This window comes from Terrabacter sp. Soil810 (genome assembly GCF_001429645.1).
GTDB lineage: Bacteria > Actinomycetota > Actinomycetes > Actinomycetales > Dermatophilaceae > Terrabacter.
Genome location: NZ_LMSW01000014.1, coordinates 207,310 through 232,542 on the forward strand (window position 1 = coordinate 207,310; position 25,233 = coordinate 232,542).

At 70.9% G+C, this 25,233-nt stretch carries 23 protein-coding genes; 10 read left to right on the plus strand and 13 right to left on the minus strand.

All coding sequences use genetic code 11. The annotated features are described in order from the left end of the window. Positions 1 to 583: 583 nt before the first annotated feature. Positions 584 to 1,105: a polymorphic toxin type 44 domain-containing protein gene (locus ASG96_RS24730; protein WP_369813641.1), complete on the plus strand. Its 522-nt coding sequence runs from the start codon at positions 584 to 586 to the stop codon at positions 1,103 to 1,105. Here ASG96_RS24730 and ASG96_RS19310 read toward each other — a convergent pair. The 5 genes from ASG96_RS19310 to ASG96_RS19330 form a co-directional block, all read right to left on the minus strand. Further along, positions 1,098 to 1,319: a hypothetical protein gene (locus ASG96_RS19310; protein WP_162262058.1), complete on the minus strand. Its 222-nt coding sequence runs from the start codon at positions 1,317 to 1,319 to the stop codon at positions 1,098 to 1,100. The two genes, ASG96_RS24730 and ASG96_RS19310, sit on opposite strands and share 8 nt — an antisense overlap. Positions 1,320 to 2,081: 762 nt before the next feature. Next, positions 2,082 to 3,929 carry a hypothetical protein gene (locus ASG96_RS19315; RefSeq protein ID WP_057589007.1) on the minus strand — a complete coding sequence of 616 codons (1,848 nt, stop codon included), beginning with the start codon at positions 3,927 to 3,929 and terminating at the stop codon, positions 2,082 to 2,084. Further along, on the minus strand, positions 3,926 to 4,444 hold the full coding sequence (locus tag ASG96_RS19320) for a caspase family protein (protein WP_057589008.1): 519 nt from the start codon (positions 4,442 to 4,444) through the stop codon (positions 3,926 to 3,928). Before ASG96_RS19320 ends, ASG96_RS19315 begins: the two co-directional genes overlap by 4 nt. Then, complete coding sequence (locus ASG96_RS19325; protein WP_057589009.1) at positions 4,441 to 4,815, minus strand: hypothetical protein; 375 nt, start codon at positions 4,813 to 4,815, stop codon at positions 4,441 to 4,443. Before ASG96_RS19325 ends, ASG96_RS19320 begins: the two co-directional genes overlap by 4 nt. 152 nt (positions 4,816 to 4,967) lie before the next feature. After that, a complete protein-coding gene (locus ASG96_RS19330) occupies positions 4,968 to 5,444 on the minus strand; it encodes an SRPBCC domain-containing protein (protein WP_057589010.1) in 477 nt (158 codons plus the stop codon). 111 nt (positions 5,445 to 5,555) lie between these two features. Here ASG96_RS19330 and ASG96_RS19335 point away from each other — a divergent pair, with 111 nt between their 5' ends. Next, positions 5,556 to 6,911 carry a glutamine synthetase family protein gene (locus tag ASG96_RS19335; RefSeq protein WP_057589011.1) on the plus strand — a complete coding sequence of 452 codons (1,356 nt, stop codon included), beginning with the start codon at positions 5,556 to 5,558 and terminating at the stop codon, positions 6,909 to 6,911. Between the two features lies 1 nt (position 6,912). Then, a complete protein-coding gene (locus tag ASG96_RS19340) occupies positions 6,913 to 8,085 on the plus strand; it encodes an amidohydrolase family protein (protein ID WP_057589012.1) in 1,173 nt (390 codons plus the stop codon). Between the two features lie 82 nt (positions 8,086 to 8,167). Here the strand turns inward: ASG96_RS19340 and ASG96_RS19345 are convergent, their stop codons facing one another. The 3 genes from ASG96_RS19345 to ASG96_RS19355 form a co-directional block, all read right to left on the minus strand. Continuing rightward, positions 8,168 to 11,773 (minus strand): TIM-barrel domain-containing protein, encoded by a 3,606-nt coding sequence (locus ASG96_RS19345; RefSeq protein ID WP_057589013.1) that lies wholly within the window; start codon positions 11,771 to 11,773, stop codon positions 8,168 to 8,170. A gap of 515 nt (positions 11,774 to 12,288) precedes the next feature. Beyond that, on the minus strand, positions 12,289 to 13,506 hold the full coding sequence (locus tag ASG96_RS19350) for a hypothetical protein (protein ID WP_057589014.1): 1,218 nt from the start codon (positions 13,504 to 13,506) through the stop codon (positions 12,289 to 12,291). A 126-nt stretch (positions 13,507 to 13,632) separates the two neighbouring features. Next, entirely contained in the window at positions 13,633 to 14,259 is a 627-nt protein-coding gene (locus ASG96_RS19355; RefSeq protein ID WP_057589015.1) for an antitoxin, read from the minus strand. Between the two features lie 174 nt (positions 14,260 to 14,433). Between ASG96_RS19355 and ASG96_RS19360 the strand changes: the two genes are divergently transcribed. The 4 genes from ASG96_RS19360 (at position 14,434) to ASG96_RS19370 (ending at position 16,585) form a co-directional block, all read left to right on the plus strand. Continuing rightward, positions 14,434 to 14,952, plus strand: coding sequence for a peptidylprolyl isomerase (locus ASG96_RS19360; RefSeq protein ID WP_056750115.1), 519 nt, complete (start codon positions 14,434 to 14,436; stop codon positions 14,950 to 14,952). 91 nt (positions 14,953 to 15,043) lie between these two features. Then, entirely contained in the window at positions 15,044 to 15,994 is a 951-nt protein-coding gene (locus tag ASG96_RS19365) for a rhomboid family intramembrane serine protease (RefSeq protein WP_057589016.1), read from the plus strand. 7 nt (positions 15,995 to 16,001) lie between these two features. Next, a complete protein-coding gene (locus ASG96_RS23400) occupies positions 16,002 to 16,169 on the plus strand; it encodes a hypothetical protein (RefSeq protein WP_157611042.1) in 168 nt (55 codons plus the stop codon). Next, positions 16,166 to 16,585 (plus strand): hypothetical protein, encoded by a 420-nt coding sequence (locus tag ASG96_RS19370; protein ID WP_057589017.1) that lies wholly within the window; start codon positions 16,166 to 16,168, stop codon positions 16,583 to 16,585. The genes ASG96_RS23400 and ASG96_RS19370 overlap by 4 nt, the downstream gene beginning before the upstream one ends. A 321-nt stretch (positions 16,586 to 16,906) precedes the next feature. On the opposite strand, the gene ASG96_RS19375 is transcribed toward ASG96_RS19370, so the two are convergent. Then, entirely contained in the window at positions 16,907 to 17,158 is a 252-nt protein-coding gene (locus ASG96_RS19375; protein WP_056750107.1) for a cell division protein CrgA, read from the minus strand. A gap of 182 nt (positions 17,159 to 17,340) precedes the next feature. Here ASG96_RS19375 and ASG96_RS23405 point away from each other — a divergent pair, with 182 nt between their 5' ends. Genes ASG96_RS23405 through ASG96_RS19385 form a run of 3 tightly spaced genes read left to right on the plus strand, consistent with a single transcriptional unit; the run spans position 17,341 to position 19,010 of the window. Next, positions 17,341 to 17,487 (plus strand): hypothetical protein, encoded by a 147-nt coding sequence (locus tag ASG96_RS23405; RefSeq protein ID WP_157611044.1) that lies wholly within the window; start codon positions 17,341 to 17,343, stop codon positions 17,485 to 17,487. Positions 17,488 to 17,539: 52 nt separating this feature from the next. Further along, on the plus strand, positions 17,540 to 18,340 hold the full coding sequence (locus tag ASG96_RS19380) for a DUF881 domain-containing protein (RefSeq protein WP_057589018.1): 801 nt from the start codon (positions 17,540 to 17,542) through the stop codon (positions 18,338 to 18,340). A 31-nt stretch (positions 18,341 to 18,371) separates the two neighbouring features. Continuing rightward, positions 18,372 to 19,010 carry an aminodeoxychorismate/anthranilate synthase component II gene (locus ASG96_RS19385; protein ID WP_056750102.1) on the plus strand — a complete coding sequence of 213 codons (639 nt, stop codon included), beginning with the start codon at positions 18,372 to 18,374 and terminating at the stop codon, positions 19,008 to 19,010. A gap of 91 nt (positions 19,011 to 19,101) precedes the next feature. On the opposite strand, the gene pknB is transcribed toward ASG96_RS19385, so the two are convergent. The 4 genes from pknB to ASG96_RS19405 all read right to left on the minus strand — a co-directional run bounded on the left by pknB (position 19,102) and on the right by ASG96_RS19405 (position 25,199). After that, a complete protein-coding gene (gene pknB / locus ASG96_RS19390; RefSeq protein ID WP_057589019.1) occupies positions 19,102 to 20,952 on the minus strand; it encodes a Stk1 family PASTA domain-containing Ser/Thr kinase in 1,851 nt (616 codons plus the stop codon). 88 nt (positions 20,953 to 21,040) lie between these two features. Further along, a complete protein-coding gene (locus tag ASG96_RS19395) occupies positions 21,041 to 22,402 on the minus strand; it encodes a serine/threonine-protein kinase (protein ID WP_057589020.1) in 1,362 nt (453 codons plus the stop codon). Beyond that, positions 22,399 to 23,859 (minus strand): penicillin-binding protein 2, encoded by a 1,461-nt coding sequence (locus tag ASG96_RS19400; protein WP_057589021.1) that lies wholly within the window; start codon positions 23,857 to 23,859, stop codon positions 22,399 to 22,401. Before ASG96_RS19400 ends, ASG96_RS19395 begins: the two co-directional genes overlap by 4 nt. Further along, positions 23,856 to 25,199 carry an FtsW/RodA/SpoVE family cell cycle protein gene (locus ASG96_RS19405; protein ID WP_056754119.1) on the minus strand — a complete coding sequence of 448 codons (1,344 nt, stop codon included), beginning with the start codon at positions 25,197 to 25,199 and terminating at the stop codon, positions 23,856 to 23,858. Before ASG96_RS19405 ends, ASG96_RS19400 begins: the two co-directional genes overlap by 4 nt. Positions 25,200 to 25,233 lie beyond the last annotated feature (34 nt).

Below are 25,233 nucleotides of genomic sequence, written 5' to 3' on the forward strand. Positions count from 1 at the left end.
TCCGACGCCGGGGGCGACGACGCTGACGGTGACTCCGGTCAACCGTGGGGCCGCCTTGACGTGGACGGCCGTCCCCAGCGCGACGGAGTACTACATCTGGGTCCGCAACCTGACGATGCAGGAAACCACCTTCACGAAGCTCCCCATCCCGATCGCCGGCACGAGTTGGACGGCAGGTGACATGGTGGCGGGCGCGTCGTACGAGTTCAAGGTGCAGTCGATGAATGGCTACATCGCCGGCGGAACGTCATCGGCCAAGCCGGTGGTTCCGACCGGGGTGCGGCCGGCGGCGCCGACAGTCACAGTGACGTACGCCGGATCGACCGCCACCCTGGACTGGGCCGCGGTATCGAACGCCACGGCATACGAGATCTACGAGAAGAACCTCACTGACGGGGCAACCACGTTCACGAAGATCGGGATGTGGGCTCCGTGGACCTCCACCCAGTACACGCCGTACGTGCAGTGGGGTCAGACGATCCAGTACTACGTCGTTCCCATGAACGGGCTTCTCGCGGGTACGGCATCGAACGTCGCACGAGTTCGACTGCCCAGCAACCAGTACAACGAGATCGCGGCGTGGATGGCGGGTGAGATCCGCACCAACGCGGTCAGCGACGTGGTCAACGACATCAAGTGGGCACTGAGCTCATCGTGCACCGGGAACCCCTATGGCGGCGGCCTCGGATGCCTCTCGTACGCTGCGACCAAGTGGCACGATCTCGTGTGCACGGGGTGCGTCTGGGACCACAAGCCGATCATCGCGCAGACCTGGGACGACCGGGACCGCTATTTCGCCGATGTACCGGGCACCGGGTGGAAGATCTACTACGACGTGTGGTCGAACATCCACTACGGCTACGTCGGGCGGGCCGCCGGCTGGAGTCGCAGCGATCTGATCACTGGATCCCACATCTCCGAAGGTGCGGGCCACACGGACGCGGGCGACGACCTATCGATCAACATCGGCATGGATCTGTACGAGCAGTACGGAGCCACGGGACTCACCACAGCTCGCCTTGATGCTGCGATTCGCAGTCATCTCGCAGATTGGCGGTCACTGACGGGAGACCTTCAGGTGCGCGCGATCGACAACTTCAGCTAAGCAGCCAGGTCGGCCACCAGTTGGGGACGTTGTCAGTGCACTCCGCCCGCGGGCTCGGGTAGCCCGCGGGCGGGGCCGTCACGGCGAGCAGGCCCATCGACGTGAGCACAAAGACGAGGGTGAGCATGGCGACGGCCCGGCCGAGAGAGACGAAGCGCGAGACAACTAGGGCGATCGTCACGTTCACGGCGAGCAGGCCCGCACCCAGGAACACCAGGTCAGCATCACTTGCGCCGCCGTTCACTCCGAGATCACACGCGGCTCTCGCTTCGCCGCGCAGCCGCACGGTCGCGAAGGCGATCGCGACCGCTGCTGCCGTCGCCAACCACCAAGGCAGGCGACGAGAGCTGGACGACGACCGCATGCCCTACCGCGCTCGCCATTGCGTTGCAACGAAACACGTGATGAGGCATCGACGAGCATCCTCGCTGCATCCTCGCCCCATGGCTTGAACTCTATCCGTGGCCTCTCGTCAGACACAGATGGGCAGGCGTTTCGGCGACGGTCCTCCCGCACTCGCGATCGAGCGCCGGGACGCCACAGCCCACCCGGTACGGTCACCGACCACGTCAGACCTGCGATGGGTGTCCTCATCTCCGGTCTCCTTGCTCCTCATGAACGTCGTGCGAACCACGTGAGCTCCCTCAGTCGTGATCACGAACGGCGACCGGCAGGGCGTTGAGGCGCAGCTGGAGGCCACCGCGGACGTGGGTCAGGTCCACCTCGCCCCTGCCGTCAGCCGTTGTGACGAGCGTGCCCTGCTCGCTCCACCGTCAGGTCGGTCCACCGTCAGGTCGGTCCACCGTCCCTCGGCGGCGGAGGCTCGCGCTCGATCGTCACGAGCGACGCCCACCGCACCAGGCCGTCAACCACCGCCCGTAGGCGAGGACGCGACGGCGGGCGATGACCGCGCGAGCCGCGCGGGCCCCGCCCCTTCGTGTTCAGCTCCGGGGGCGGACCGTCGTGCTCGTCCCGGTCAGCCGGCCGCAGATGTTGCCTCGCCCGACTTTGCCGGGAGTACCGCTGCCGACAGCAGCAACAAGACGCACATGAGCGTGAGCACGGGGACGGCGTGCGGGTCGATGTACATGCGGTTGTAGTAGAGCCACTCCGAGACGACGAAGCTGAGGGCCCCCACGGCCCAACCACCGAGCAGGACCCGCCCCACGGCGGGTTCGAGGAGCACTGCCGACACGGTGAACCCCAAGGTCAACAGACCCCAGACCAGCGCGACAGCTGCCCAGTACGGCGACGCCTGCTCCACGAGGTGGATGGCGTAGGCGATGAAGATGGCCGTCGTCGCGAACCCGACGCACAGGGCCACGACCGCAGTCCACGTGCGCTGGTCGAACCGTCGGAACGGTAGCGATGTGCGTGAGGTCATGGCGAGGAGGGTCCCGAGCCCGGTCGCGCCGACCAGGAGCTCGCCGACCAGCGCCACCGACCAGCCGATGTCGACGCGGGTGGCCCCGTACACGTTGAACACCCCGATCAGCGTGAGCGCGCCTGCACCGCAGGCCGCGGCGGTCGAGGTGAGCAGCGCCACCGCCACCAGCGTCCTGACGCGGGGCAGGAGCATCGTGACGCCGGCGGTCAGGGCCAGCAGTCCGCGCGTCCCCATCGCGGGAAGCTGCTCGGGGGCGTTGTCGGCATAGGTCCCACCGTCGAACCAGGGCAGGAAGATGCTCACGAGGACGAGCAGCCCACCGAGAAGGGTCGCCCCACCCGCGACCCGTCGCCACACGGGAGCCGTCGTGCGGTGCGCTGCAGCAGCCTCGACCGGCTTGTGCTGCGCGGCAGGCCGGGTCGGTTCGGCAGGTTGGTCGACCGTGGCGCCAGCAGATGGGGGTTTGTTCGGTCCGACGGTCGCGGGGTCCGCTGTGTCGGTCTGCCCGGGAGCGGAGTCCGAGGAGGCAGGCTGAACGTCCGGAACGGTCGCCTCGTCGCCTGGAGTCCCGACCGGCTGGAGTCGTCGACCGACGAGACCCACACCGCCGGAACCGGATTCCGGACTCGGGTCCGTTCCGGCCGTGGGTGCGGGCTCGGGGGCGGGCAAGGGTGACTCTAGGAACCCTGTGCGGCGGCCCACCGAGGCGGTGACCGGGACGACGACGGACCCGGTGGGACTCGTCAAGGTGAGGCTGCCGGCATACGGCCTGTCGATCGGCGAGAACGTCACGGTCACCACGGAACGGTCCGCGACAGCGCTCAGCGGTGGGTCCGCATCGACACGAACCTCCCGGGCCAGAGGCACCCCGCTCACGTTGAGCTCGCGCTCGACGGCGGCGACGGCTCCCGAGGGGATCTCGCCGAAGTCGAGAGTCGGCGGGGTGACGCGCGGTAGGGCGCCCTCGATGACGGCGGCGGCATCGTCAGCGACGGACTTCGTGTCGGACCGGGCGACAGCCTGGAGCGCCTCGAGGGCGCCGAGCGCGACGCCCAGGTCCGGGTGTCCGAGCCGGTCGCGGAGCTCGACGACGGCGCCCCGTCGGTAGGTCGGGTCGGGCTCACGCAGGGCGGCGACGATCGCCTCCGGGATCGGCACCGGCCGCACCTTCTTGTGCCGGCTCTTGGCGAGGTAGACGTCGCCGGACATCTCGACGTCCCGACCGGGCGTCTGTCGAGGGTTCTGCTCACGGACCCGGTCGAAGACGTAGTCGTAGAGCTCGCCGAGCGACACCAGGCCGTCCTCGTCACGATCGGCTTCGCCGGTCAGCAAACCGTGCACCACGGCGGAGGTGAAGACGGACGGCTGGACCTCGTGGTCGCTGGTCAGCGTCGTGCCCTCGAAGGCGTACTCCATGGCACTGGACGCGCCGATCACCGCGCGTCCACGGCCACCTCCAGGCGACCCGCGGGGAAGCTCTCCATGACGTTGACCGGTCCGGCCGCCCGGACGGCGACTCCCTCGCCGAAGGCACCCCCGTAGCAGCAGTCCAGGAAGAGCACGATGGTGCGTGCTCGCGCGCCGCGCATGCACTCCTGGATGAAGTGGGCGGGCACGGCCGTGGACTTCAGGCGGTCCGGCCGCGTGTTCCTGGCTGCGACGAAGAGCTCGCCCGAGTCGCTCTTGAGGCCGTGGCCGGAGAAGTGGAGCAGCAGCAGGTCGTCCGGACGGCTCTCCGTGAACAGGTCGTCGATGTGCGACTGCACCTCGTAGGAGCTTGCGTTGTGCACGATCGACACATCGAAGCCGCCGATCTCCGGGTCTCCGAGAACGCTCGCGAGGGCCCGCGCGTCGGCCTCGGGCGCCCGCAGCTGGCTGAGGCTCGTGTGGTCGTAGGTGTCGTTGGCGATGATGAGCGCGCGTCGGGTGCCTGCCGCCGTGGTCTCGGTCATGGTGTCGCTGCGTCGTGGCGCGACAGGAAGACCTGCAGCAGGTGCTCCTGCTCGAGCGAGGTCGCCCCTGACAGCTCGATGACGTCGCCGCTGATCTCGAGCCGTACGGTTCTGGCCTCGTTGGGCGCGCGCCCGATCCAGGCGCGCACCGACGAGACGAGCCCCGCGAGGCCACCCGAGCCGATCACGGTGACAGCCAAGGCATTGACGGTCTCGGGGTCCAGCCCGCGTGCGCCGGGCTCGACCGGCCCGGGGCGCTCTGCCGCGGGCGGCACCACATCGACGGCGTCGACGTGCCGCAACTCCTGACGGAACTGTCGGTGCAGCATGTCGACACGCGCGGCATCGGCCCCACGCTCGTGGAGCGTCACGTCAATGCTCGTCCCCATCGGCCCACCTCACGGCGCCGGAACCCCTTCTCTCGATGGTAGCGGCGCCGACACCTGCCGGGCAGGCTGCCAGATGTCGGAGGGTGACGCGGCGAAGGCCCAGTGGTCGCCCTCGTGGGCCGCCACCTCCGCGCTCAGTCGTGCTCGCGGACGGCGAGCGTCAGGGCGTTGAGGCGCAGCTGGATGCCGCCGCGCAGGTGGGCCAGGTCGACGTCGCCCGTGCCATCAGTCGTCGTGACGAGCGTGACCTGCTCGGTCCACGTGAGCTGCGTCGACCGTCCGTCGTCGGAGGGCTCCAGCTCGACGGTCACGAGCGAGGCCCAGCGCACCACGCCGTCGACCACGGCCCGGTAGGCGAGGACGAGGCGGCGGTCCGGCTCGAGGTCGAGGTAGTGGGACTGGTTCTCGAGGACCTCGGGCGGTGCCTCGAGCGTGGTGAACGACGCCCGCGCCGTCTCACCCCCGCCCACGCGAAAGTCGTGCTCGTAGCTCGCGCCCGAGCCGGGCATGCGGACCCAGCGTCGCCGGATCGCGTCGTCGGAGAAGGCCGCCCACACCGCACTCGGCGCGGCGGGGACGGTACGCGAGAGGCTCAGGGTGTCGTGCCGCATGTCTGCTTCAAGGACGTGGAGGGCGGATCTACTCCCGCCGGACGCCAGCCGGTGCCCACCGTTCCGGTGGTTGGGGCGCCGTGACGGGTCGGGCAGGAGCAGACTGCCGTCATGAGCTCGAGCGTGCCGGACGCCGACGACCTCACCGAGTCCCTCACCCGCCAGGGCGTACGTGTCGTGGCGGGGTGGGCGACCAACGCCTCCAACCTCGTCCACGCGAAGTCGATGCCGGTGGAGCGGACTGCCGCCTTCGTCGCGGCCGGCGCGGGCATGTCGCCGGTCCACCACGGCTACTCGCTCGACGGCTCGATCCAGCTCACGCCGTTCTACGACGCGGTCGGCGACCTGCGGATGCGTCTCGTGCCCGAGGGCGTACGCGTGCTGCCCGGTGGTCTGGCCGCCGGGCCCACGCACGTGGTGACGCAGGACGGCGAGCCGGATCCGACCGCGCCGCGTCACGTCCTCGCGGAGATGGTCGACCGGCTGGCCGCCGCCGGCCTGACCGCCCGGGTCGGCCACGAGCTCGAGTTCGTCCTCGTCGCCCCGGACGGGTCGGCGCTCCCACACGCGGCGTGGACGCCCTACGGCCTGTCGGCCCTCGTCGACCGGTCGGCGCTCATCGGCGAGATCGTCGACGTCGCGACCGCAGCGGGGCTCGGCATCGAGCAGGTCCACGCGGAGTACGGCGCCCACCAGCTCGAGGTGTCCCTCGCACCGGAGACCCCCGTCGCGGCGGCGGACTCGGTGATCCTGCTCAAGACGGTGATCGGGATCGTCACCCGCGCGCACGGACTGGCGGCCTCCTTCTCACCGGTCCCCTTCGCCAGCACGGTCGGCAACGGCGCGCACCAGCACCTCTCCCTCGCCTCCGAGGGCGTCAACCTCTTCGACGACCCGGCGGTCACGACGCCGCACCGCATCTCGACGCGGGGTGGGCACGCCATCGCCGGTGTGCTCGACGGGCTCATCGGGGCGCAGGCCGTGCTCACGGGCTCGATCGTCTCGGGTCGTCGGCTCCGACCCGGCCTGTGGTCGGGAGCGACGATCTGCTGGGGCGCCGAGAACCGCGAGGCCGCAGTGCGATTCCTTGCCGGCGGACCCTCGAACCCGCACGGCGCGAACATCGAGGCGAAGCTCGCGGACCCGTCGGCAAACCCCTACCTCGCCTCGGCGGTGCTGCTCGGCCTGGCCCATGACGGCATCCAGCGCCGGTTGCCGCTCCCGCCTGAAACCGTCCGCGACACAGGGCAGCTCGACGACGCCGACCGCGCCCGGGCCGGACTCTCGCTCGTCCTGACCGACCAGGGTGCGATCCTCGACGCCTTCACCGGATCGGTCGCCGAGCGCGTCCTCGGTGAGCGGGCGGCGGCAGCCCTGATCGCCGTCCGACGCCACGAGCGGGACGCCTTCGCGGGCCTCGCACCTGAGCAGCTCTGCGAACGACTCCGACTCACCTGGTCGATCTGAGATGGCACCCAGGACCGTCGGAGCAGTCCGCGACCTGCTCGCCGTGGTCGGCGCCACTCCGCTCGTCGACCACCACGTGCACGCCGCCTTCCGCGCTGCTCCGAGCCGGGCGGCATACGGCGACGCCCTGAACGAGGCGGACACCGACCCGCTCCCGGCAGGCGTCGACCCCTTCGACAGCCAGGTCGGCTTCGCGGTCCGCGCCTGGTGCGCCCCGGTGCTCGGGCTCGACCGTCACGCGGCCCCCGACGACTACTGGGCCCGCCGCACCGAGCTCGGGGAGGACGAGGTCAACCGGCGCTTCCTCACCGCCGCCGGGGTCAGCGACTGGCTCGTCGACACCGGGCACCGGGCCGACGACCTGCTGACGCCGACCGAGCTCGCGACGGCCGGGGGCGGCCGCGCCCACGAGGTGGTGCGGCTGGAGTCGCTCGCCGAGTCGGTCGCGCAGGCCGGGACCGAGCCGAGGGCGTATGCCGCCGCCTTCGGGGCGCTGCTCGCCGACCGGGTGCGTGGTGCCGTCGCGGTCAAGTCGGTGCTCGCCTACCGCGCGGGCTTCGACGTCGACCTGAGCCGGCCGAGCGATGCCCAGGTCGAACGCCACGTCGCGGCATGGCTCAAGGAGGTGGGACGGACCGGCTCGGTCCGGCTCACCGACCCGCGGCTCATCGCGTTCGGCATCCACGAGGCGATCGGGCTGGCCCTGCCGCTCCAGCTGCACGTCGGGCTCGGCGACCGGGACATGGACCTGCGGCGCTCGGACCCGTTGCTGCTCACCGACTTCCTCCGGATGCCCGAGGTGTCGAGCGTGCCGGTCATGCTCCTGCACTGCTACCCGTTCGAGCGGCAGGCCGGCTACCTCGCGCAGGCCTTCCGCAACGTCTTCCTCGACGTAGGCCTGTCGGTCAACTTCCTCGGCGCACGGGCGGCGTCGCTCGTCGCGCGGAGCCTCGAGCTCGCGCCCTTCGGCCAGGTGCTCTACAGCTCGGACGGCTGCGGCCCGGCGGAGCTGCACTTCCTCGGAGCCCGCCTGTGGCGCAACGCGATCGCCCGGGTCGTCGGTGGCTTCGTCGCCGACGACGAGTGGGCGGCCGCGGACGCGAGCCGGGTCGTGCGGATGATCGCGCGCGACAACGCCGTCCGCGCCTACGGCCTGCCCGCGACCGGCTCCTGACGCGACGAAGGCCCGGTTCGAGGTATTCGCGTGCGTGTTTCCACGCGCGGAATACCTCGAACCGGGCCCGTCCCGGCGCCGGTTAGTTCGCCGTCGCCGTCCAGCGCTGCGTCGCTGCACCGGTGTCGGTCACCTGGACGGCCTTGCCGGCCCCGTCGACGGCGAGCGAGAGCCCGCTGTGCTTGGCGGTGATCTTCAGCTGCGTGCCCGACCGGGTGACGTTCCACTGCTGGTTCGTCGTGCCGGTGCAGGTGTACTGCCCGACAAGCGCGCCGGACGTCTGCGAGCTGTAGAAGACGTCCATGCACTGCCCGCTCTGCGCGTTCTTCACCTGGTAGGCGCCGGAGTCCTGCAGCGTCACGACCCACTTCTGCGAGCCCGACGACGACACCGCCGCCGTGCCGAGCTGGGACGAGTCCGACCCCGGTGCCTCGAGGGCGAGCCCCGACCCGACGTTGCCGAGGGAGTACTGCCCGTCGGCGATCGGCGGCGGCACGACGTCCTCGGTGCCCACCGTCATCGCGAAGACGTGCACCGCGGAGTTGGCCGGCAGGGTCACCGCGGCCACCTCCTTGGCCGGGTCGAGCCGCACCGTCTTCGTGTAGAGGCGGTACGCGACGGTCGGGTAGGCCGCGCCGGTGGGCGTGTTCTTGCCCATCGTCGTGACCGCCGTCCTCGCCCCGTAGGTGTCGGTCGCGAGGCAGCACCAGTTCGGGAAGCCGACCGTCACTGCGGCCGACGACCCGTCCGTGTAGTGCACGGTCGCCGCACCGCCGGCCGAGCCGCTCGTCCCGGTGCCCAGGAACGCCAGGGCGTTCCCCCTGCCCGACACCTGGATCGTCTCTCCGGCCGATGCGACGTTGTCCTTCGTGCCCGGCTGCGACGACGGCCACGTGAAGTCGAAGCCGTTCGCCGTCACCTTCGCCCCGGGCGAGACGCCTTGCGCTGCAAGGCGTTCGGCGATAAAGCTCGACCCACCGCCGTCGATGTCGCCTGCTGCGGGCGACGCCAGCGCCGTCACGCCGACGTTGCTGAAGGCGCTCGCCAGCGACGGGAACGCCAGACGGGTCTTCGTGCTGTCGGTGACGGTCCGCGAGACGTCCCGCGCGGTGTATGCCGCAGACGCGCTCACGGCATACGACCCGGGCTTCGCCCCGGCTGGGGGTGTCACGCTGAAGCGGGCGGTGAAGGTGGCGCCGTCCTTGAGGTCGGTGGCCGTCGTCGGCCCGGAGGCCACCGACGTCCAGCCGGTCGGCACGCCCACCGACGTGGACGTCACCTGGACCGGCTTGCCCGTGGAGTTCGTGAACGTCGCCGTGACCTCGCGAGCCTCGCCGGGAACCGAGATGACGGGTGCCTTGACGTCGAGGGTCGCGTCGAGCTCACCCGGCTGGGCGCCACCGACGGCGCCGGCGCCGGTGATCTTCACGGTGTGCGCCGACGCGGTGGACGTCGACGCCGTCCGGACGTGGATGACCCCGGTGGCCGAGTCGTAGAACCACCCGCTCACCGCGGCGTCCAGTGCCGCCTCCGAGCCCACTTCGGCGACGTCGACACCGTCGACGGCGACCGCCGACGGGGCCGAGTTCGTGTGCACGGCGAGGTCGTAGCCGCGCGAGGCGGGCTTGCCGGCGTACGAGCCGTTCAGCGACCCGAGGGTCACGGTCACCGGACCCTTGCCGACCGTCGGCGCCCCGACGTCGAAGCGCTGCGTCGCGCTCGCGCCGGACGCCCACGCCTGCGAGCGGCCGTCGTCCTCGTAGTTCGTGAACGTCGACGTGCCCGACGGGTAGACCTCGAGGTCGAGGCGACCCGAGTCCTTGCCGGCCTTCCAGTCGAGCGTGCCCTCGGGGAACATCGGCACCACGGCACCGGCCCGGACGAAGAGCGGCAGCCGGTCGAGCGGGGCCTTGTAGCCGTCGACCGTCTGCTTGCCGGCGTAGAGCCGGCCGGTCCAGTAGTCGACCCACGTCCCCTCGGGCAGGTAGATGCCGTCGCGCACCGTCGTGTCGGAGTAGACCGGCGCGACGAGGAAGTCGTCACCGGCGAGGAACTCGTACTTCGCCGCGTCGCCCCACGTCGCCGGGTCCTTCGGGTAGTTGGCGTAGAGCGGGCGCGTCGGCCCCAGACCGGTCTTCGACCCGTTGACCGTGTGCGTGTAGAGGTAGGGCAGCAGCCGCTCGTGCAGCTGGAGGTAGCTCCGGTTGATCGTCGTGTACGGCTCCCCGTAGCGGTAGGGCTGCTTGTCCTTGGCCGCCCACCCGCTCATGGCGTACGTCATCGGCAGGAACATCTTCCACTGGAGGTCACGCGTGTACGTGTCCGCGCTTCCACCGAAGATGCCGTCGATGTCGCCCGTCGTCACCGGCTGCCCCGAGAGCGTCGAGCCGGCGTACGTCGGGATCTGCCACTTGATGTAGTCCCACGACCCCGACTGGTCGCCGCTCCACATCGCGCCACAGCGCTGCGTGCCCGCCCAGCCCTCGATCGTGAGGACGGTCGCGCGGTCGGTGCTGCCCGACTGGATGCCGTCGCGGGCCTTCTCGCAGGCGTCGAGCGCGAAGCGGTAGCCCGGGCCGACCCAGGCGACGTCGGTCTTGCGCACCCGCACGCCGCTCGCGACCTCGTACGGCTGGTGGGTGAGGTCGGACTGGGTCCAGAGGCCGAGCTCGGACCCGTGGTCGACGAGCATCTCGTGGGTCTCGGGGAGGTCCTCGTGGCCGCAGCCGTAGCCGTCGTTGACGAGCGTCCAGCCGAGCGGCATGCCACTGGCCCGGTAGCCGTCGGCGATCGCCGTGGTGTCGCGCAGCGTCTCGCGCTCGCCACGGTTCGCGTTGTGGAGGTAGCAGTCCGCGTCCCCGAGCTCGAGCGCGTACATCGGCAGCATGTGGGGCCGGCCGGTCAGCTCGGTGTAGCCGTCGAGGACCTGCCGGGTGTCGCCGACGAAGTAGTACGCGTCGAAGCGCTGCTCCTGGTGGGTCGTGCGCACCGGCGAGTGGAAGTCGTAGGTGCCCGGGGCGAACGTGTTGCGCAGCACGCCGTAGCCCGCGCTCGAGAGGTAGAAGGGCGCGGCGTTGGGGTTGCCACCGTCGTCCCAGTTGTAGTCGCGGCTGATCGTGATCGCGGTGTCGCGGTGGCTGAAGCGGCCGTTCTGCATGCCCCCGCCGAAGAACTGCTCCTGGGCGCCCTGGGCGAGTGTCTGGGTCATGCCGCTCGCGTTCCAGGCCAGCGGCGCGGTCTCGCGCATCAGCTCGGCCCCGCTCGCGTCCTCGAGCCGGAAGGTGATCGGTGCCTTCGTCACCGTGAGCCGCGCCTTCGCCGTCGAGATGACGTATGCCGTGCCGGTGTCGGTCACGCTCGACGCACCGCCCGGGTAGTCCCGCTTGACGACGATGTCGGCGTCGGGCGCCGACGGGTCTGCCGGGTCCGCGCTCGCGGGGTCGGTGAACGTGCCGTCGGGGGCGACCTGCACGCGCAGCAGGTCGGTGTCGTCGACCTCGACGCGCAGCTTCGCCGTGCCCGATCCGAACGTGTACGTGTCGCCGCTGCGGCTGTAGGCCGTCACGTCGCCGAGGTGCGAGTCGGCCGCCTGCGCGGGGCCGGACACGAGCACCAGGCCGGAGAGGGTGACGGCGGCGCCGGCGAGGGCACCCACCCCTCTCCGCACTGTGTGTTTGAAACTGCTCATTCAAGCATCCTTTCGCTCACAATCAGTCACCCTCTGTGGGTAGGACCGTAGGGGTGGGCGGAAAGGGGCGTCAAGAGGTCGGGGCAAATCGGTCGTGCTCGGCGTGTCCCGACCACTCCCGAGGACCTACAGGCAATCCACGGGATCTTCCTCTGGCGCAACCTCGACTCTGGTGCCATGCTCAGTGGTGCAGCAATCTCCGCGCCTCTTCAGGGACGCCGGAACTCGTGGGTGTGATGCGTGGAAGGAACCGAACTGACGCGCTTGATGTGATGCAATCTTCATCGAGCCCCTCGCGCAACCAGCCGGACAGGGTCTAGACTGGTGGTAGCGAAGGGTTGGGCCCGCACGAACCGCGCCCAGCCCTTCTGCATGTGCTGGCTCGCACTGTCCCCCTGTCGGTGCGAGCCAGCTCAAGCAGAGAAGGACCCGGATGCCATGGGCATCCGGGTCCTTCTCTGTCCACTCCCGGTTCCGGCGCCGAGCCCTGCACGGGCCCGGCACCAGAGGGGGACTCAGCTCGTGCTGTCGCCGTTCTCCTTGGCGACCCTGGCCTTGGCCGACCCCCGGGGGGACGACTTCGTCGAGGCGCCGTTGATCGTGCCGCCCTCGACCGCCTCGGACGTGATCGCGTCGGAGTCGGGCGCGGCGTCGACCGCCGTCACCTCACCCTCGGCGGTCGCCGGAGCGCCGGCGAGCTCGTCGGTCGCGTCGTCCACGGCATTCGTTGCGGACTCGGTCGCGGAGTGGACGGCATCCGTTGCGGCGTCGGTCGCGGCGTCGACGGACTCGCCGGAGCGGTCCTTCGCGTCGGCGATCGCGGCCTGGCCCTTGGCGGCGAGGTCGCCGGCCTTGTCCTTGGCCGCGTCGGCGAGCTCGGAACCCTTCTCCTTGGCCTTGCTCGCGGCGTCGGCGACGGCCTCCTTGGCGTGGCCGACCTGCTCGGCGGCCTTGTCCTTGAGGGTCGCGGCGTCGGACGCGAGCGCCGAGGTCGTCGAGCCACCCGCGCCCGCACCGGAGCGCGAGTCGAGGGGCGTGGCCCACGGGTCGTCGGCCTGCTTCTGCTTGCGGAAGGCGGCGACGGCGGCGACAGCGGCAGCGGTCAGGCCGATGGCGATGAGCCACTTGCCCTTGCCGCCACGCTTCTTGGCGACCGCGTCACCCTTGAGCACCGAGTAGGCGTCCTGGGCGCGATGGCCACCGACCGCCGCCGACTCCTTGGCCTGCGCCGCAGCCTGCTCGAGGTGCGGCTGGGCCGCCTCGCGAGCCTGCTCGGCACCGGAGGCGAGCGCAGCGGCCGCCGTGGCGATGGCGGCCCCGACCTTCGGCAGCACGGTGTCGACCAGCGTCGACTGTGCGGCCTCCACCTTCGGCTTGGCTCGGTCGGCAGCCTCGTGCAGCGCGTCACCCGCAGCGTCCTTGGCGGTCGCCGCGGCGTCGTAGAAGCGCTCGCGAGCCGTGTCGGCCGCGTCCGCCAGTGCGGGCGTCGCAGCGTCCTTGGCCGCCACGAGCCGCTCGCGCGTCGCGCCGGCCGCGTCCTGCAGCGCAGGCGTCGCGGCGTCCTTCGCGGCATACGCGCGATCCTTCGCGGCTGCAGCGGCGTCGCTCGCGGTGTCGGCAGCGCTGTCCTTCAGCGTGCCGATCCGGTCACCGGCCGCCGACCCGAGATCGGCCGCCGTGGAGCGTGCCTGGTCAACTGCAGCCTCCGTGCGGGACTGCTTGGTTCGGAACATACGTCCTCCTAAGTCCACTCGTCCTTACCCATCCTGCCAAGTTCGGCCACGTACTGCACGGACACCGCCCATGCGTGGACGGCGCCGTCACCGGCGCCGCTCGCGTATGCCGTCACGCCCCGCCGTTCAGCTCGTGCCGTCGTGCGGCGGGCGAGGCCCGCGCGGGGTCGCGTCGGCGTCCTCGGGGGCCGGCGCGTCCGGGTGCCCGGCCGGTGCTGTCGGCGGGTGGTCGAGACCGAGCACGGTGTCCTCGAGCGTCGTGTCGGTGAGCGACTCGCGGGCCGGGACCGGCAGGTCGCCGGCGGCCGCGTCGAAGCCGCCCTCCGTCACGGGCGTCGGCCGGTCGATGGGGGACGGGGCGTCGAGGGGGCTGGCCGACACCGGGGCGGGAGCCTCGGGGTCGACCGGGAAGGGCTCGCCACCCGTCACGTCGGTCGCGCCCGCGGCCGCCGCCGCACCGGTCGCGGTGGTCGGCCCCGAGGTGCGGCCCTCGGCGACCTTGTCGACGCCGCGGTCGACGTGCCCGCGGACCTTGGCCACCTTGTCGGCGTACTTGCCCTCGGTCTTCTCGTCGATCTTCGTCGTGGCCGTCTCGACGTAGCCGTCGATCTTCTCGCGGTTCTGGGCGGCGTAGTCGCCCGCCTTCACCCGCGCCTGCTTGGCCGCCTGCGTGGCGGACTCCTGCAGCTGTCTGGCCTTCGTCTCGAGGTCGAGCTCCTCGGCCTTCTTCTTCAGCTTGTCCATGAACGACATCGGCACTCCGTCCTGCGCCGGCTCCTGGCCGGCTGCTCATCGGGTCGCGTCCTCGACTGCTGTGAGGATGATCCTTCTCCTTGGCCAACGGTGGGTCCACCCCCAGCGTTCCGCCACCCATGGCGCATACCCGCCCGGACGGCATACGTGCTCGGTCGTGCGAGGATTGGGCCCATGAAGGCAACCCTGCACACGAACCACGGTGACATCGTCATCGACCTCTTCGAGCACCAGGCCCCGAAGACCGTGGAGAACTTCGTCGGTCTCGCCAAGGGCGAGAAGGAGTACAAGGACGACGCGGGCCGCACCAACCCGACCCCGTTCTACGACGGCCTGATCTTCCACCGCATCATCCCGAACTTCATGATCCAGGGCGGCTGCCCGATCGGTCAGGGCTTCGGCGGTCCGGGCTACGCGTTCGACGACGAGATCAGCCCCGACAAGGACTTCACCAAGCCCTACATCCTCGCCATGGCCAACGCCGGCAAGCGCATGGGCAAGGGCACCAACGGCTCGCAGTTCTTCATCACGACCGCTGCGACCACCTGGCTCCAGGGCAAGCACACGATCTTCGGTGAGGTCGCCGACCAGGCCTCGCGCGACGTCGTCGACAAGATCGGCGCGGTCGCCACGGGCGCCAACGACAAGCCCGTCGAGGACATCGTCATCAACTCGGTGACCGTCGAGGACTGACCCTCCGGGTCCATCGCACGACCGCACCATCCGGCACCACCCGCACCACCCGCACCACCGCCCACGGACGTGACCGGCAGGGGGAACCCCGTTGTCTGACAACCCGCCCAGCGGCCAGCCCGGCCAACCCCCGCCCGAGTCGGGGGTCCCGCAGCCCGCTGCCGGTCCGTCCGTGTGCCCGCGCCACCCCGACCGGGAGGCCTACGTCCGCTGCCAGCGCTGCGGCCGGCCGGCGTGCCCGGAGTGCCAGCGCCCCGCCGCCGTCGGCATCCAGTGCGTCGACTGCGTGCGTGAGGCCGCCCGGACCACGCCCAGCGCCCGCACCGTCTTCGGTGGTCGCGCGACCGACGGCACCCCGGTCGTCACCTACACGATCATCGCGGTCTGCGCCGTCGTCTACCTCGCGCAGCGCGCCAACCCGAGCGTCACGGAGAACTTCGCGTTCGCGCCGTTCCTCGGGTGGACCGAGCCGTGGCGCTTCGTCACCGCGGCCTTCCTGCACTCCCCGTCGACGATCTTCCACATCCTGCTCAACATGTTCGCGCTGTGGACGCTCGGTCAGTACCTCGAGCCGATGCTCGGCCGCGCGCGGTTCGCCGCGCTCTACCTCATCAGCGGCATCGGCGGTCAGGTCGCCGTGACGCTCCTGGCGGGCTCGCCCACGATCGCGGGCCTGCGCGCCGGTCTGGATGATGCCTGGCTGACTCCCGTCGTCGGCGCGTCCGGCGCGATCTTCGGACTCTTCGGCGCGCTCCTCGTGCTCAACCGGCACCTCGGGCGCTCGTCGGCCGCGATGTACGCGACGATCGCGATCAACGCCGCGTTCGGCTTCTTCTACCCCGGCATCTCGTGGCAGGCGCACGTCGGCGGCTTCGTCACCGGCATGGCCTGCGCCGGTGTCATCGTCGTCTTCCGCCGCCAGGGCGTGCGCCACCTCGTGTGGACCGCGCTCGGAGCCGTCCTCGTGCTCCTCGTGGCCGTCACCGTCGTCAAGTACCTCACCGTGCCCGAGGTCATCCGCGAGCTCAGCATCTTCGGCTGAGGTCGTCGTGCACCTCGTCTGCGTCACCGGTCCGCCGGCCGTCGGCAAGATGACGGTCGGTCGGGCCGTGTGCGACCTGACGGGCTTCCGGCTCTTCCACAACCACATGTCGATCGAGCCGCTGCTCGGGGTCTACGACTTCGGCACCCCTCGTTCCAGCGGATCAACGCCATGATCCGCCGGGAGGTCATCGCCGAGTCCGTCGTCGCCGACCTGCCCGGCCTCGTCTTCACCTTCGCCATCGACCTCGACCACCCGGCCGACCTCGCGCAGCTGCGGGAGCTCGTCGAGCCGGTCGAGCGAGCCGGCGCTCCCGTCGACGTCGTCGAGCTCTATGCACCCCAGGACGTGCGCCTGGCCCGCGAGGGCGGCACCGACCGGATGGACCACAAGCGCAGCAAGCGGGACGTCGAGTGGGCCCGTTCCCATGTCGTCGACCTCGAGTCGCGGGCGCGGTTCAGCACCGACCCGGCCCGGGACGGCGAGCGCCTGCTGCCCGGGCACCGCCACCTGCGCCTCGACAACGACCACGGCGATGCCCGCGCCACGGCCGAGCGGGTCGTCACCGAGCTCGGCCTGCCCCGGCTCTGACGTCCTCGACGACCGGCGCCCACGGGTCGTCGTGGCTGCTGTCCCCAACCGACGGGTGGAGTTGTCCACCGGGTGTGGATAAGCCTGTGGATGTAGTTACACACCTGTCATTCATCCCCAGCTGGGGACAACGGTGTGGATAACTCTCGTCATCCGCGCCAGAGGTTGTGCACGGGCGTCATCCACAGCTGTGGACCGGGAACCACCGTGCCGGCTGTCCACAGGTGTGGACAGCCGGCACCGGGACGCTTGTGTGCAAAAGGGCCGCTCCGTCGCGTCGACGGAAGCGGCCCCTGTGTGCTCTGGGTGATGCCTGGTGCGTCAGCGCCAGCGCATCGTCATGATGAACCCGCCCATGAGCAGGACGAAGCCCACCCCGAGGTTCCAGACCCCGATGGACCCGATCGGGTACTTGTACTCGGTCACGTAGTAGACGACGATCCACAGCAGCCCGAGGACGAGCAGCGTGATGAAGACGGGCGCCCACCAGGTGGGGTTGGGCTCGGCGGCCTTGCTCGTGCGGGGCGGGGTGTAGGCCGTCGCCTTGTGGTCGCGGCCTTTGGACTCGGGCACTGCGTTCTCCTTGGGTCTGAGTTGAGGCAAGGGTAACCAATGACACGCCCGGCGTCCGCGTGTCCCGACGGCGAGCGGGCGGATGCGCCCCCTGTCTGCGCCCCGCCCGCCGCCGGTCCCCACACGGTGACGGGACGAGGATGACACCCGGATGCCTCGATGTCGCGTCCGTAGTTCCTCCGTTGCACGAACACGCAGCCCCACGCGGCCTCGTCACGCAGCTCGGGGCGACCAACCGCGCCGCGGCCGGCCTCGCCCTGCGCGGCGGCACCCAGATGAGCGAGGCGGCGTCGGTCGTCCCCTACCTCCGGTCGGTCCACGCGCCGTGACGAGGCACAATGGAGGCGGCGCGGACGGTCCGCGCGAGCGAGGACACCTTTCATGAACGACGTCGAGCCGCCCGAGTCGGCGACGGTCGAGCACGCTGCCGAGCCGGCGGCGTCCCCCTCGACCGCCCGGCGGCGACTCCGTCTGACGTGGGGGCTGCTCGTCCCGGTCGTCATGGCGGCGGCCGGCGTGATGTTCGCGATGAGCTTCCAGACCGCGCAGGGACGCGACCTCCGGGCCGACCGGGACCTGCCGCAGCTGATCATGGAGGGTGACTCGCGGGTGGCCGAGAAGGCCGGCGTCCTCGACGGGCTCCAGAAGGAGGTCGAGGCGCTGTCGAAGTCGAACGCCCCGACCGACGACCACCTCTCGAGCCTGACCCGCACCGCCGACGAGCTCGCCGCGTCGGCCGCGACGACCACGGTCCGGGGCTCCGCCCTCGAGGTGACCCTCGACGACGCGAAGCGCACGGCCGACTCCCTGCCCGACGGCTTCACCGCCGACGACATCGTGGTCCACCAGCAGGACGTGCAGGCCGTCGTCAACGCGCTCTGGACCTCGGGCGCCGAGGCGATGATGATCCAGGACCAGCGGGTCATCTCGACGAGCGCCGTCCGCTGCGTCGGCAACACCCTCATCCTCCAGGGTCGCGTCTACGCCCCGCCCTACCGGATCACCGCCATCGGCGACGTCGACCGGATGCAGCAGGGGCTCGACGCCGACGCGTCGGTCAACATCTACAAGCAGTACGTCGATGCCGTCGGTCTCGGCTACGCCCTGCACACGCACGGCTCGATCGAGTTCCCGGCATACTCGGGCTCGGTCGACTTCCAGTACGCGTCGCCGATCCGCTGAGCGCGCCCCACCACCCCTCTGAGGCCCCCGCATGACCAGCCCCACCCGCATCCTCGTCGTCGACAACTACGACAGCTTCGTCTACACGATCGTCGGCTACCTCGAGCAGCTCGGCGCCGACTGCACCGTCGTGCGCAACGACGCCGTCCCCGCGTCTGACGCGGCCGCCTACGACGGCGTGCTCGTCTCCCCGGGACCCGGCACGCCCGAGGCCGCAGGGGTGTCGATGGAGATCATCCGCGAGTGCGCCCGCCTCGCGAAGCCGATGTTCGGCGTGTGCCTCGGCCACCAGGCGCTCGGCGTCGTCGCCGGCGCGGTCGTCGGGCGCGCGCCCGAGCTGCTCCACGGCAAGACCTCGCTCGTGCACCACGACGGCACCGGGGTCCTCGAGGGCCTGCCCAGCCCGTTCACCGCGACCCGCTACCACTCGCTGACCATCGACCCGGCGACCCTGCCCGACGAGCTCGTCGCCACTGGCAGCACCGACTCGGGCCTCGTCATGGCGGTGCGCCACCGTGACCTGCCGCTGCACGGGGTGCAGTTCCACCCCGAGAGCGTCCTGACCGAGGGCGGCCACCGCATGCTCGCCAACTTCCTGGCCCTGTGCGGCGACACCGACGCGGTCGAGCGCTCGGTCGGTCTGAGCCCCCTCGTGACCGCCGCCGTCTGACGCGACGGTCGACACGGCATACGCGACCTCACACGACGAAGGGCCCCTCCCGCTCGGGAGGGGCCCTCGGCCGTATGCCGTGTGCTGACCCCTAGGGGGTCGGTGGCGGGCTGGTCCCCGTATCGGTCGTGGTGTCGGTGGGCGGCGGCGGGGGCGTGATCGTGACGGTCGCCGTCTGGCTCGGCGTGCGCGCCACCTTCACCGTGATGTCGGTGCCGAGCTTGACGACGTCTCCGGACCGGTCGACCGAGAGCACCTCGTCGGGGTTCTTGTCGGAGTCGACGGTCTGCTTGACCGGGTTGAGCCCGGCGTTCTGGAGCGCGACGGCCGCGAGGGCCCAGTCCTTGCCGACGAGGTTGTCGGGCACCTTGACGTTGCCGGTGGCGTAGAAGATCTTGATCTTCGACCCCTTGGGGACGACGGCCTGTGCAGCCGGCTCGGTCTTGGTCACCTTGTTCTTGTCCTGGTCGGGGGTGTTCTCCTCCTGGAAGCCCGACACGACGAAGCCCTGCTTCTCGAGCTCGGCGCGGGCGTCGTCCTTGTTGAAGCCGGTGACGTCGGGGACGGTGAGGTTGTCGGGGCCGGTCGACACGACGTACTGGACGACCGACAGCTCGGCGATCCGCGTGCCTGACCTGGGGTCCTGGCTGATGACGTCGCCCTCGGTGACGGTCGTGCTGGCCGCCGTCGACTTCTCGCCCCGGAGGTTGTTGGTCGCCAGGGTGCGCGCGGCGACGTCCTCCTTCATGCCCTCGATCGTGGGCACGGACACCAGCGTCACGTCAGGGGTCTGGTTGCCGAACCACTTCACGCCACCCCACCCGACGAGGGCGAGCAGGGCGATGACGAGGCCGGTGATGAGCACCGCCTTGCCCGTGCCGCCCTTCCGGTCGTCCGCGTCCTGCTCGTCGTGGCCGACGGCGGGCAGGCCCGCGGTGTTCGCGTAGCGCTCGCTGCGGGAGGTGACGGGGGCCTGGACCGCGGTGGGAGTGCCGGGAGCGGCATACGCCTGCGGGAGGGTCTGGGTGGCGGCGGCGCCCACGGCGGCCGCGGTCCCGAGGGCCGCCGCGCTGATCCGGCGGCCGAGCCGGACGTTCTCGAGGTCGTCGCGGAAGGCGGTGGCGTCCTGGTAACGGGCCTCGCGGTCCTTGGCCAGGGCGTGCAGGGTCACGGCGTCGAGGTCGCCGGCGACGGCGTCGTTGAAGACGCTCGGCGGCTGGGGCAGCTCGCCGACGTGCTGGTAGGCGATCGCGACCGCGGAGTCACCCGTGAAGGGTGGGCGGCCGGCGAGCAGCTCGAACAGGAGGCAGCCGGTGGAGTAGAGGTCGGAACGCTCGTCGACCGTCTGGCCCTGGGCCTGCTCGGGCGAGAGGTACTGCGCGGTGCCGACGACCGACTGGGTCTGGGTCATCGTCGCGGCCGTGTCGGCGATCGCCCGGGCGATGCCGAAGTCCATGACCTTGACGTGGCCGCCGGTCGTGATCATGACGTTGGCCGGCTTGATGTCGCGGTGGACGATGCCCATCCGGTGGCTGTAGGCGAGGGCATCGAGGATGCCCTCGGTGACGCGGATCGCCTCGGCCGGCTGGAGCTGCTGCTGGTCGGTCAGCTGCTGGCGCAGGGTCTCGCCGTCGACGTACTCCATGACGATGTAGGGCAGCGTCGTCCGCGTGCCGTTGGGGCCCTCGACGACGCTGTCGTCCTCACCCGAGTCGAAGATGGCCACGATCGCCGGGTGGTTGAGCCCGGCGGCGGACTGCGCCTCGCGGCGGAACCGCATGAGGAAGTTCGCGTCGCGGGCGAGGTCGGACCGCAGCATCTTGATCGCGACCTGGCGCCCGAGTCGCGTGTCGTGGCCGAGGTGGACGTCGGCCATGCCGCCTCGACCGATGAGCTCGCCGACCTCGTAGCGTCCGCCGAGGACACGGGGTGCGGTGCTCACGTCGTTGGCCTCTGGTCGTTCGGGTGCTGGGTCATCCTGGTCCACTCGTCGGGCGCCTGGATCGCGCTGCTCGGGCTGGTCGGTCATGTCAGTTCGCCTTGCCCTTTCCCTTGCCCTTGCCGGCATGGGCGGGCTGCTGCTTCGTGCTCGTCGTGATGGGGACGGGGGCCTGGGTCACGGTGCGGCTCGGGGCCGCCGTGGTGGTCGTCCGCGTGGCGCTCGGCGTGGCGGTCGGCGTGGCGGTCGGCGTGGCGGTCGCCGTGGTTGCCGGGGCGGTGGCCGCGGGCGGCGTCGGTCGGGCCGCCGGGCTCGCGTCCGGTCCGCTCATGACGCTGCCGAGCGCGAAAGCACCCCAGGCCACGAGAGCGACGGCCGGGACGGCCAGCCAGGCCCACCGGCGTGCGGCCGGGTGCTCCGAGGGGCTCCCGGTCAGGCGATGACGGTCGGCGCGCGAGGCGAGTCCCTCTGTGGCGGAAGCGAGTCCGGCCGCGGCGGGCGCAGCGCGGCCGGTCGTGTCGGCATGGGCCACCGGAAGGGCTCGCGTCGCGACGGCGGCCGGGACGATCGCGGTGGTGTCGGCGGCGACGGGCGGGGGTGTGACGCCCGGGAGCGACCCCGGGAGCGACCCCGGGGGCACGCCGGCGGCCTCGGCGACGGTGCGCGCGTCGGCCGGACGGTCGGATGCTGCCTTGGCCAGGCACGCGTCGACGACCTCCCGCAGGTCGAGGGGCACGGTCGAGGGCAGCTCGGGCGGAGGGTCGTTGACCTGCGCGATGGCCGTCGCGACGGGCGTGCCCATGTCGAACGGCTTGCGGCCGGTGATCATCTCGTGCGCCACGACGCCGAGCGAGTAGATGTCGCTCGCCGCGGTCGCCGGCTCGCCGAGGGCCTGCTCCGGGCTGATGTAGTCGGGCGTGCCGAGCACCTCGCCGGTGAGGGTGTGCCCCGAGCCGTCGCCGACCCGGGCGATCCCGAAGTCGGTGAGCTTGGCCTGCCCCTCGGGCGTCACGATGATGTTGGCGGGCTTGACGTCGCGGTGCACGACGCCTGCCTCGTGGGCCGCGGACAACGCCAGGGCCGCCTGGCCGAGCAGCGAGCGCACCTCCTCGGCCGGCATACCGCCGTCGCTGTCGCGGATGAGGTCGCCCAGCGTGCGTCCGGGGACGAGCTCCATGACGAGGTAGGCCGTGCCGTGCTCCTCGCCGTAGTCGAAGACGGACGCGATGTTGGGGTGGTGCAGGGAGGCGCTGCCCCGGGCCTCGTCGCGGAAGCGCTCGAGGAAGGCGTCGTCCTCGGGACCCTGCGGCCGCATGACCTTGACCGCGACGGGACGCTGGAGCACCTCGTCGGTGGCCTCCCAGACGTCGCCCATCCCGCCGGACGCGATGGCCGTGCCCAGGGTGTAGCGACCGCCGAGGGTCGCACCGGTCGTGAGGCTCGCGAGACTCATCGGCTCAGCACCGCCTCCATGACGTCGCGGGCGATCGGGGCGGCGACGCGGCCGCCGCCGATCTCGCTGCCCGTGACGCCGCCGTCCTCGACGACGACGGCGACGGCGACCTTGGGGTCGGTGGCCGGCGCGAACGAGATGAACCACGCGTGCGGTGGCTTGCCGGGGTCGTGCTGCGCCGTGCCGGTCTTGCCCGCGACCTCGACGCCGTCGATCTGCGCCCGGGCCCCGCTGCCGTGGTCGACGACCGAGACCATCATCTTGGTGAGCGTCGAGGCGGTCTGCTCCGAGACGGCCTGGGAGAGCTCCACCGGATCGGGGGTCGACTCGATGATGTCGAGGTTCGCGCTGCGCACCGACTGGATGAGATAGGGAGTCATGACCCGGCCCTGGTTGGCGATGCCGGCCGCGACCATGGCCATCTGGAGCGGCGTCGCGCGCACGTCGTACTGGCCGATCGCGGCCTGCGCGGCCTGCGGGGCGTTGAGGTCGGCCGGCACCGAGCTCACCGACACGCGCATCGGGATCTGCAGGGCGTCACCGAAGCCGAACTTCGCGGCCTGGGCACGGATCTTCTCGCCACCGAGCTCGAGGCCGAGCGAGCCGAACGCGGTGTTGCACGAGATCTCGAGCGCGTGGATGAGCGTCGTCTCGTTGCCCGGCCCGCAGGCCCGGCCGTCCTCGTTGGGCAGGTTGGTGCTCGTCAGCGGCAGGTCGAGCTCGGGCGGCCCGGGGACGGTGGAGTTCTCGTCGCTGACGACGCCGCTCTCGAGGGCCGCGGCCGCCGTGACCACCTTGAAGGTCGACCCGGGCGGGTAGACGCCGTTGATGGTGCGGTTGAGGTAGGCCTTGTCCTTGTCGGTGGACAGGGCCTGCCACGCCTTCGACGCCTTGTTGAGGTCGTGGCTCGAGAGCGGGTTGGGGTCGTAGGAGGGGTGGCTCACCATCGCGAGGATCGCGCCGGTCTTCGGGTCCAGCGCCACCACGGCACCCTTGTTGTCGCCGAGGGCCTTGTCGGCGGCGGCCTGCGCCTTCGGGTCGATCGTCAGCTCGATCGTCGCGCCCGAGGTCTTGCGGCCCGTGATGAGGTCGGTCACCCGCCGGACGAACAGCGTGTCGGCGTCGCCGGAGAGCAGGTCGTCGGAGGCGTGCTCCAGACCGTAGGGGGCGCCCACGGCATACGAGTAGAAGCCGGTCGTCTGCGCGTACAGCTGGTCCTGGGGGTAGGTGCGCAGGAAGCGGTACTGGTCCTGGACGGGCACCGACTTCGCCACGGCCTGGCCGCCGACGATGATCGAGCCGCGTTCGCGGGAGTAGCTGTCGAGAAGGGTGCGCTTGTTGGACGCCATCGCGCCCAGCGACTTGGCCTGCGTGAACTGGACGACCGTCGACGCGACGAGCAGCGCGGTGAAGAGCGCTGCGATGACGCCCGACAGGCGGCGGATCGGGGTGTTCACGTCAGCCTCACCACCTGGGTGACCTCTGCCGGGGCCGGCTCGTCGGCGGCGACACCGACCGGGATCTCGGGCATCGGTCGGCGGGCCTGGTCGGAGATGCGCAGCAGCAGCGCCATGATCACCCAGTTCGCGAGCAGGGACGAGCCACCGAGCGACATGAAGGGCGTCGTGAGGCCGGTCAGCGGGATGACCCGCGTGACGCCGCCGATGACGATGAAGAGCTGGAAGGCGACGGAGAAGGACAGGCCGATGGCGAGGAGCTTGCCGAAGCCGTCGCGTACGCCCAGGGCGGTCCGGATGCCGCGCTCGCAGAAGATGAGGTAGAGCACGATGATCGCGACGGAGCCGAAGAGGCCGAGCTCCTCACCGAGGCTCGTGAAGATGAAGTCGCTCTCGGCGAACGACGTCAGGTAGGGGCGGCCGGCGCCGAGCCCGGTGCCCGTGAGACCACCCGAGGCCATGCCCCACAGGCCGTTGGCCAGCTGGTTGGACCGCTCGAGGTTGTCCTGCGAGAACGGGTCGAGCCACAGGTCGACGCGCTTCTGGAAGTGCGTGAAGGCCGACAGGGCGAAGGCGACGGCCGCGGCGAAGAGGATCAGGCCGATCGCGATCCAGGACACGCGCTCGGTGGCGACGTAGAGCATCGCGACGAAGAGACCGAAGAAGAGCAGGGCCGAGCCTAGGTCCTTCTGGAAGACGAGGACGAGCAGGGCGAGGACCCAGGCGACGAGGATGGGTCCGAGGTCGCGCCCGCGCGGGAACGTGAAGCCGAGCACCTTCTTGCCGGCGAGCGAGAGCACGTCGCGGGTCTGCACGAGGTAGCCGGCGAAGAAGATCGCGAGGGCGATCTTGGCGAACTCTCCGGGTTGGAAGTTCATCGGGCCGATGGAGATCCAGATCTGCGAGCCGTTGATGGTGCGTCCGATGCCGGGCACGAGCGGCAGCAGGAGCAGCGCGAAGCCGAAGGCCATGGTCACATAGGTGTAACGGCGCAGCAGGCGGTGGTCGCGCAGCAGGAAGAGGACGGCGATGGCGAGGACCACGGCGAGCGTCGTCCAGATGATCTGCCGGTAGGCGTCGCCGTCGGTGCCGAGCTTGCCGCGGGCGAGGTCGAGCCGGTGGATCATGACGAGACCGAGCCCGTTGAGCACGGTGGTGATCGGCAGGAGCACGGGGTCGGCGTACGCCGCCTTCCACCGGAGCACGAGGTGGACCGAGAGCACGAGGGCGGTGAAGCCACCGGCGATCGGGATGATGTTGGCCGGCACCGTGCCGTTGCGGTTGAGGTCGGTCGTGACCCACGCGAGCAGCACGATCGCGATGGCGAGGACCAGGAGCATCAGCTCGGCGCCACGGCGGGTCCGGGGGGTCAGG